At 58.2% G+C, this 1,081-nt stretch carries 2 protein-coding genes and 1 pseudogene; all 3 read left to right on the top strand.

Annotated elements, in window-relative coordinates:
- A pseudogene (locus tag DSM25558_RS27585) lies at nt 1–240 on the top strand (dioxygenase); the annotation flags it as partial.
- A complete protein-coding gene (locus DSM25558_RS27590; protein WP_077107788.1) occupies nt 237–617 on the top strand; it encodes a glutathione S-transferase N-terminal domain-containing protein in 381 nt (126 codons plus the stop codon). The pseudogene DSM25558_RS27585 and the gene DSM25558_RS27590, both read left to right, overlap by 4 nt.
- A gap of 31 nt (nt 618–648) precedes the next feature.
- On the top strand, nt 649–1,047 hold the full coding sequence (locus tag DSM25558_RS27595) for a DoxX family protein (RefSeq protein ID WP_077107789.1): 399 nt from the start codon (nt 649–651) through the stop codon (nt 1,045–1,047).
- Nucleotides 1,048–1,081: the final 34 nt, after the last annotated feature.

Here is a 1,081-nt window from a genome sequence, read left to right on the forward strand (position 1 = left end):
CACTCGGCTTTCGCTAAGCGAACCGAGCGGCTTGTCGAATGGGAGAAGGCGCCCGCTGCCCGCGCGGCCCATCCACGTGAAGATCACCTGATCCCGTTGATGGTGGCGGTGGGTGCGGCCGAGGACGAGCCGGGCTTTGTTACCTATCACCAGAACGACTTCGCCGGTGGCCTAACCGCATCGAGCTTCCGCTTCGGCGATGTTCCCTCAGCCCTTCAACTAAAAGGAGATGCGCAATGACCAGCGCACTATTCAGGCCGATCGTCTATCTCAAGGAAAACTGCCCATTCTGCCTCAAGGTTCGCCTCTTCCTGCTGGAAGCGGGACTGGCCTCTGACGTCGAAACCCGCGACTTTGTTTCAGACGGCGAACACGAAGAGACGATCCGCGCCGAGCTTCAGCCGCATCTCGACAAGGTTACCTTTCCCGCCGCTCAGCTTGAGCCCGGCCTATACGTCACGGAATCCGACGACATCGTCGCAGTCCTTGCAGCCAAGGCAGGCCGTGATCCGGCCAGCATGACGGTCTATCGGAACTATGTCGATGGCGTCTTCGCCGTGTCGATGAAGCTCTGGAAAGAAAACCAAGAACTGAAGAAGGCGGCACCCGCCACCTGATCTCTCACACAAACCACATTGGAAACCCTCAATGACCGATACCAGTAAATGGACGCCATACGTCCTCGCAATCTTGCGCATCATTACCGCGCTTCTCTTCCTAGAACACGCGACCATGAAATTCCTGCAATTTCCGGGTCCGGTTCCAGGCGTGCCCTATCCACTTCCTACCATCATGCTCATCGCAGGTGCGATTGAGGTGATCACCTCCGCTCTGATGCTGGTCGGCTTTCGAACCCGCGTCGCCGCTTTCATCGCTTCGGGCGAAATGGCGGCTGCCTACTTCATGGGCCACCTGCCCTATGGCTTCTGGCCGGCCCTGAACATGGGCGAAGTTGCGATCCTCTTCTGTTTCATCTTCCTCTACATTGCCTTTGCTGGTGGCGGGGCATGGGCGCTCGATACCACGCGTCGTTCTGCTAAGGCATGAGGCGATAGGAGTCGGCCTATACCAGGCTGCACAT

Source organism: Agrobacterium sp. DSM 25558 (genome assembly GCF_900100825.1).
Taxonomy (GTDB): Bacteria; Pseudomonadota; Alphaproteobacteria; order Rhizobiales; family Rhizobiaceae; genus Agrobacterium.